This is a genomic window from Phocaeicola sp., from assembly GCF_048170425.1.
Classification (GTDB): domain Bacteria; phylum Bacteroidota; class Bacteroidia; order Bacteroidales; family Bacteroidaceae; genus Phocaeicola.
In genome coordinates this window covers 1-6,071 of sequence record NZ_DBEXBB010000166.1, presented here as the reverse complement: position 1 = coordinate 6,071, position 6,071 = coordinate 1, and the positions used below count along the sequence as shown (strand labels likewise).

6 protein-coding genes are annotated in these 6,071 nt (G+C 45.2%); all 6 read left to right on the top strand.

Annotation, left to right across the window (positions count from 1 at the left end; translation table 11 throughout):
• The first annotated feature begins 49 nt into the window (after nucleotides 1-49).
• The 6 genes from ACMJ0U_RS06445 to nqrF are packed head-to-tail and all read left to right on the top strand — an operon-like array spanning nucleotide 50 to nucleotide 5,899.
• Nucleotides 50-1,402, top strand: a complete 1,353-nt coding sequence (locus tag ACMJ0U_RS06445) for a Na(+)-translocating NADH-quinone reductase subunit A (protein ID WP_417128984.1) — start codon at nucleotides 50-52, stop codon at nucleotides 1,400-1,402.
• A gap of 25 nt (nucleotides 1,403-1,427) precedes the next feature.
• On the top strand, nucleotides 1,428-2,603 hold the full coding sequence (locus ACMJ0U_RS06440; protein WP_417128983.1) for an NADH:ubiquinone reductase (Na(+)-transporting) subunit B: 1,176 nt from the start codon (nucleotides 1,428-1,430) through the stop codon (nucleotides 2,601-2,603).
• Between the two features lie 14 nt (nucleotides 2,604-2,617).
• A complete protein-coding gene (locus ACMJ0U_RS06435; protein ID WP_118431798.1) occupies nucleotides 2,618-3,298 on the top strand; it encodes a Na(+)-translocating NADH-quinone reductase subunit C in 681 nt (226 codons plus the stop codon).
• Between the two features lie 14 nt (nucleotides 3,299-3,312).
• Complete coding sequence (locus ACMJ0U_RS06430; RefSeq protein ID WP_417128982.1) at nucleotides 3,313-3,951, top strand: NADH:ubiquinone reductase (Na(+)-transporting) subunit D; 639 nt, start codon at nucleotides 3,313-3,315, stop codon at nucleotides 3,949-3,951.
• Between the two features lie 37 nt (nucleotides 3,952-3,988).
• Complete coding sequence (gene nqrE / locus ACMJ0U_RS06425) at nucleotides 3,989-4,612, top strand: NADH:ubiquinone reductase (Na(+)-transporting) subunit E (protein WP_417128980.1); 624 nt, start codon at nucleotides 3,989-3,991, stop codon at nucleotides 4,610-4,612.
• Between the two features lie 18 nt (nucleotides 4,613-4,630).
• Complete coding sequence (nqrF, locus tag ACMJ0U_RS06420) at nucleotides 4,631-5,899, top strand: NADH:ubiquinone reductase (Na(+)-transporting) subunit F (RefSeq protein WP_417128978.1); 1,269 nt, start codon at nucleotides 4,631-4,633, stop codon at nucleotides 5,897-5,899.
• The last annotated feature ends 172 nt before the right edge of the window (nucleotides 5,900-6,071 follow it).

The following is a 6,071-nucleotide window of genomic DNA, read 5'->3' as shown; positions in this document are numbered from 1 at the left end:
TTTATTTAATTTTGCACGCAAAATACAAAACCATTTTTTTTAACCTAACATGGCAAATTTAATTAAGTTGCGTAAAGGCTTGGACATAAACCTGAAAGGTAAGGCGGCTGCGGAGGTAGTGGCTGTGAAAGAGCCGGGATTCTATACTTTGTGTCCCGATGATTTTACAGGCGTGACTCCGAAAGTGGTCGTTAAGGAACAGGAGTATGTGATGGCCGGAGGACCCTTGTTTGTAGACAAGAATCATCCTGAAGTGAAATTTGTTTCGCCGGTAAGCGGCGTAGTGACAAGTGTGGAACGTGGGGCAAGACGCAAGGTGATGAGCATCACCGTGCAGGCTGCTACGGAACAGGACTTTGAAGAATTTGGCAAGAAGAGCGTAGCTGCACTTGACGGTGCTGCTGTAAAAGAAATGCTGCTGAATGCCGGTTTGTTCGCGTTTATCCGTCAGCGTCCGTATGACGTAGTGGCCGATCCGACTGTAGCGCCTCGTGCTATCTTCGTTTCAGCATTCGACACAAATCCGCTGGCCCCTGAATTTGAACTGGCGCTTTCAGGCGAAGAAGCAAATTTCCAGACAGGTTTGGATGCATTGGCTAAGATGGCCAAAACATACCTGAGTATCAGTGCTAACCAGAAATCACCGGCTTTGACGCAGGCAAAGAACGTGGAAGTAAACGTATTCGACGGACCGAATCCTGCTGGTAACGTCGGCGTGCAGATTAACCACATTGCTCCTGTAAACAAGGGCGAAACGGTATGGACCATCGATCCGCAAGCTGTTATTTTTATCGGTCGTCTGTTCAATACAGGTCGTGTAGACTTTACCCGTACGGTAGCTGTGACAGGTTCTGAGGTTCTTAAACCTGCATACGTGAAATTGAAAGTAGGTGCGCTGCTGACAGGGGTATTCGAAAACAACGTGACAAAAGACAAGGCTTTGCGCTACATCAGCGGTAACGTGCTGACCGGTAAGCAGATTTCTGCCAACGGTTATCTGGGAGCTTTCCACAGCCAGCTGACAGTGATTCCGGAAGGAAGCGATGTACACGAAATGCTGGGATGGATTATGCCGCGTTTTAATGATTTCAGCACCAGCCGTTCTTATTTCAGCTGGATGATGGGTAAGAAGAAAGAATATGTGTTGGATGCACGTGTGAAGGGTGGTGAACGCCACATGATTATGTCGAATGAATACGACCATGTTTTTCCGATGGACATTCTGCCGGAATACCTGATTAAGGCAATCATCGCAGGCGATATTGACCGTATGGAAGCACTGGGTATTTACGAGGTAGCTCCAGAAGACTTTGCCTTGTGTGAATTTGTCTGCTCTTCAAAGATGGAATTGCAGCGTATTGTTCGTGACGGGCTCGACATGCTCCGCCGTGAAATGTGTTAATGCTAACTAAAATGATTATTAATAAATGAACGCGTTAAGAAATTATCTCGATAAGATAAAGCCTAACTTTGAAGAGGGAGGCAAATTTCATGCTTTTCGTTCTGTGTTCGACGGGTTTGAAACATTCCTGTTTGTTCCGAACACTACTTCGAAGACAGGTACGCACATCCACGATGCGATAGACAGCAAACGTATCATGTCGTTCGTGGTGATTGCGCTGATACCGGCCCTGCTGTTCGGTATGTATAATGTGGGTTACCAGCATTTCCATGCTGCAAATGTAGAAGGCAGTTTTATTGAAATGTTCGGTTATGGCTTTTTGGCTGTACTGCCGAAAATCATTGTATCATATGTGGTAGGTCTGGGTATCGAATTTGTGGTAGCTCAGTGGAAGAAGGAGGAAATTCAGGAAGGTTTCCTGGTTTCAGGTATGCTGATTCCGATGATTGTGCCGGTTGACTGTCCGTTGTGGATGTTGGCTGTGGCTACTGCTTTCTCTGTAATTTTTGCCAAGGAAGTATTTGGTGGAACAGGTATGAATATTTTTAACCCAGCATTGATTACTCGTGCATTCTTGTTCTTTGCTTATCCGACCAAAATGTCTGGTGATATGGTATGGGTATCCAGCGACAGCATCTTTGGCTTGGGCAGCAATGTAGACGGACTGACTGCTGCTACAGCTCTGGGACAGGCTTCTACTGCAACCGATGCGATGGCATATCCTGCTTTCTCTTGGGATATGGTAACTGGTCTGATTCCGGGTTCTATCGGTGAAACCAGTGTAATTGCCATTGCTATTGGTGCGGTTATCTTGTTGTGGTCTGGTGTGGCAAGCTGGAAGACAATGTTGTCAGTATTTGTAGGTGGTGCGGTAATGGGATGGATTTTCAATACCATCGGTCCGGACACTGCAATGGCCAAGATGCCTTGGTTTGAACACTTGTGCTTGGGTGGCTTCTGCTTCGGTGCCGTATTTATGGCTACAGACCCTGTAACTTCTTCACGTACAGAAAACGGTAAGTTTGTATATGGTTTCCTGATTGGTGCCATGGCAATCATTATCCGTGTATTGAATCCGGGTTATCCTGAAGGTATGATGTTGGCTATCCTGCTGATGAACATCTTCGCTCCGCTGATTGACTACGTAGTAGTTCAGAATAACATTACTCGCCGTGCAAAACGTGCTATGTCTAACAAATAAAAACCGAAAATACAATGAATACTAATAGTAACTCTTATACTATCATTTATGCTTCGGTAATGGTTGTTATCGTAGCATTCTTGCTGGCTTTCGTGAACTCTTCTTTGCGCGACTTGCAGGGAAAGAACGTAGAGCTGGATACAAAGAAGCAGATTCTTTCTTCACTCGGCATTAAAGGTGTGCAGGATGCAGAAGCTGAATTTGCTAAAGTAGTGAAATCGGATATGGTGGTAGCTGAAGACGGCACACTGACTCCGTATGAAGGCGCTTTCGTGACTTCTTACGAAAAGGATTTCAAGGAAAACGGTCGTGCTCACATCTTCGTATGTGAAATCGAAGGACAGACTAAATATGTAATTCCGGTATACGGCGCCGGTCTTTGGGGAGCTATCTGGGGATATGTTGCCTTGAACGAAGACAAGAACACTGTTTACGGAACTTACTTCTCTCATGCATCTGAAACTCCGGGTTTGGGAGCAGAAATCGCAGGAGAACATTTCCAGAGTGAATTTAAGGACAAGCATGTAATGGACGGTGAAGCCGTTGCACTGGGAGTTGTAAAGAACGGAAAAGTAGAAAATCCGGAATTCCAGGTAGACGGTATCTCTGGCGGTACAATCACTTCAGTAGGTGTAGATGCCATGTTGAAAGGATGTATGACACATTACGCTAAATTTTTAACATCTAAAGAATAAGGAGGAGAACGAAAATGGGAAGTTTATTTTCAGCTAAAAACAGAGAAGTATTTTCTACTCCTATAGGAATGAACAACCCTGTGACTGTACAGGTGCTGGGTATTTGTTCTGCACTGGCTGTAACCTCCAAGCTGGAGCCTGCCATCGTGATGGGTCTTTCTGTAACCATTATTACTGCTTTTTCTAACGTAGTGATTTCTTTGTTGCGTAAGACAGTACCTAACCGTATTCGTATCATCGTACAGCTGGTAGTTGTAGCTGCTTTGGTAACTATCGTAAGTGAGGTTTTGAAAGCTTTTGCTTACGACGTGAGCGTACAGTTGTCTGTATACGTAGGTTTGATCATTACCAACTGTATCCTGATGGGACGTCTGGAAGCATTTGCCATGTCAAACGGTCCGTGGGAATCATGCCTTGACGGTATTGGTAACGGTCTGGGTTATGCCAAGATTCTGGTAATCGTTGCATTCTTCCGTGAGTTGCTGGGTTCTGGAACACTGTTGGGCTTCAACATCCTGAACTATGAGGCTGTAAAGAATGCCGGTTATGTAAACAACGGTTTGATGTTGATGCCGCCGATGGCTTTGATCATCGTAGCTTGCCTGATTTGGTATCAGCGTGCAAAACACAAAGAGTTGCAAGAAAAAGAATAATTATTAATCCACAACGGAAAATTAAAAATCCAGAATTATGGAACATTTTTTTAGTTTATTGGTCCGCTCAATCTTTGTGGACAATATGATATTTGCGTTCTTCCTGGGTATGTGTTCATACCTGGCGGTATCGAAGAACGTGAAGACTGCCTTCGGTCTGGGTATCGCTGTAACTTTCGTGCTGGTGGTTACCTTGCCGGTGAACTACCTTCTGCAGACGAAGGTGCTGGCTGCCGACGGCATTCTAGGAATTGACCTGAGCTTCCTGAGCTTCATTCTTTTCATTGCCGTAATTGCGGCTATCGTTCAGCTGGTAGAAATGATTGTAGAACGCTTCAGTCCTTCACTGTATGCGTCACTGGGTATCTTCCTGCCGTTGATTGCTGTAAACTGTGCCATCATGGGTGCTTCTCTGTTCATGCAGCAGCGTATCACTCTGAGCCCGTCTGACCCGAAATACATCGGCGACATCTGGGATTCTATCTCTTACGCATTAGGTTCAGGTATCGGTTGGATGCTGGCTATCGTAGGTCTGGCTGCTATCCGTGAAAAAATGGCTTACTCTGATGTGCCTGCTCCGCTGAGAGGCTTGGGCATCACTTTCATCACTGTAGGTCTGATGGCAATGGCATTTATGTGTTTCTCTGGTTTGAACATCTAATAGGAAAGGAATAAGACAATGGATATGAATTTTATTTTAGCAAGCATTGGAGTATTCCTCGTGACTATTCTGGTGCTGGTAGTCATCCTGCTGGTTGCAAAGAATTTCCTCGTTGCTTCCGGTAATGTGAAACTGACTATCAACGGCGATAAGGATATGGAAGTAGAGTCTGGCTCTACATTGCTGAACACATTGGCCGTAAACGGAGTGTTCTTGCCTTCAGCTTGTGGTGGTAAGGGTTCTTGCGGACAGTGCAAATGTCAGGTAGTAGAAGGTGGTGGCGAAATCCTGCCTTCTGAAGTGAGTCACTTCAGCCGCAAACAGCAGAAAGACCACTGGCGTCTGGGCTGTCAGGTGAAAGTGAAGGGAGATATGGCTATCAAGGTTCCTGAATCTGTAATGGGTGTAAAGGAATACGAATGTACGGTTATCTCCAACAAGAACGTGGCTACCTTTATCAAGGAGTTCAAGGTGCAGTTGCCTAAGGGTGCGCACATGGACTTTATCCCGGGTTCTTACGCACAGATTAAGATTCCTAAATATGAAATGGATTACAACAAGGACATCGATAAAGACCTTATCGGTGCTGAATACTTGCCTGCATGGGAAAAATTCGGTTTGTTCGGCTTGAAATGTAAGAACGAAGAAGAAACTATCCGTGCTTATTCTATGGCCAACTATCCGGCAGAAGGCGACGTGTTCATGTTGACTGTCCGTATTGCTACTCCTCCGTTCAAGCCAGACCGCAGCGGATTTATGGACGTGATGCCGGGTATCGCCTCTTCTTACATCTTTACCCTGAAACCGGGTGACAAGGTGCTGATGAGTGGTCCTTACGGAGACTTCCATCCGATTTTCGACTCTAAGAAGGAAATGATCTGGGTTGGTGGTGGTGCCGGTATGGCTCCGCTTCGTGCACAGATTATGCATATGACTCGTACACTGCATACTACTGACCGTGAACTGCATTACTTCTATGGTGCACGTGCATTGAATGAAGTGTTCTATCTGGAAGATTTCCTGGCTTTGGAAAAAGATTTCCCGAATTTCCACTTCCATCTGGCTCTGGACCGTCCGGACCCTGCAGCCGATGCAGCGGGCGTGAAGTACACTCCGGGATTCGTTCATCAGGTAATGTTGAACACTTATTTGAAAGACCACGAAGCTCCGGAAGACATCGAATACTATATGTGTGGTCCTGGTCCGATGTCGAAGGCAGTTGTCGCTATGCTGGATAGTCTCGGTGTAGAAGAGTCTTCTATCATGTACGATAACTTCGGTGGATAATCCGCAGAGTTTATGACATAATGAAGCAAAAGGCTTTCAGGAAATATCCTGAAGGCCTTTTTTTATGCGGTGACGGTTCAAAGGGTAATCAATAGAGGTAAAACGTGAGCTTTATATTACAAAAATATTAAGAAATTGTTCATTTTGATACATCTTTCTTGATATACGTCAA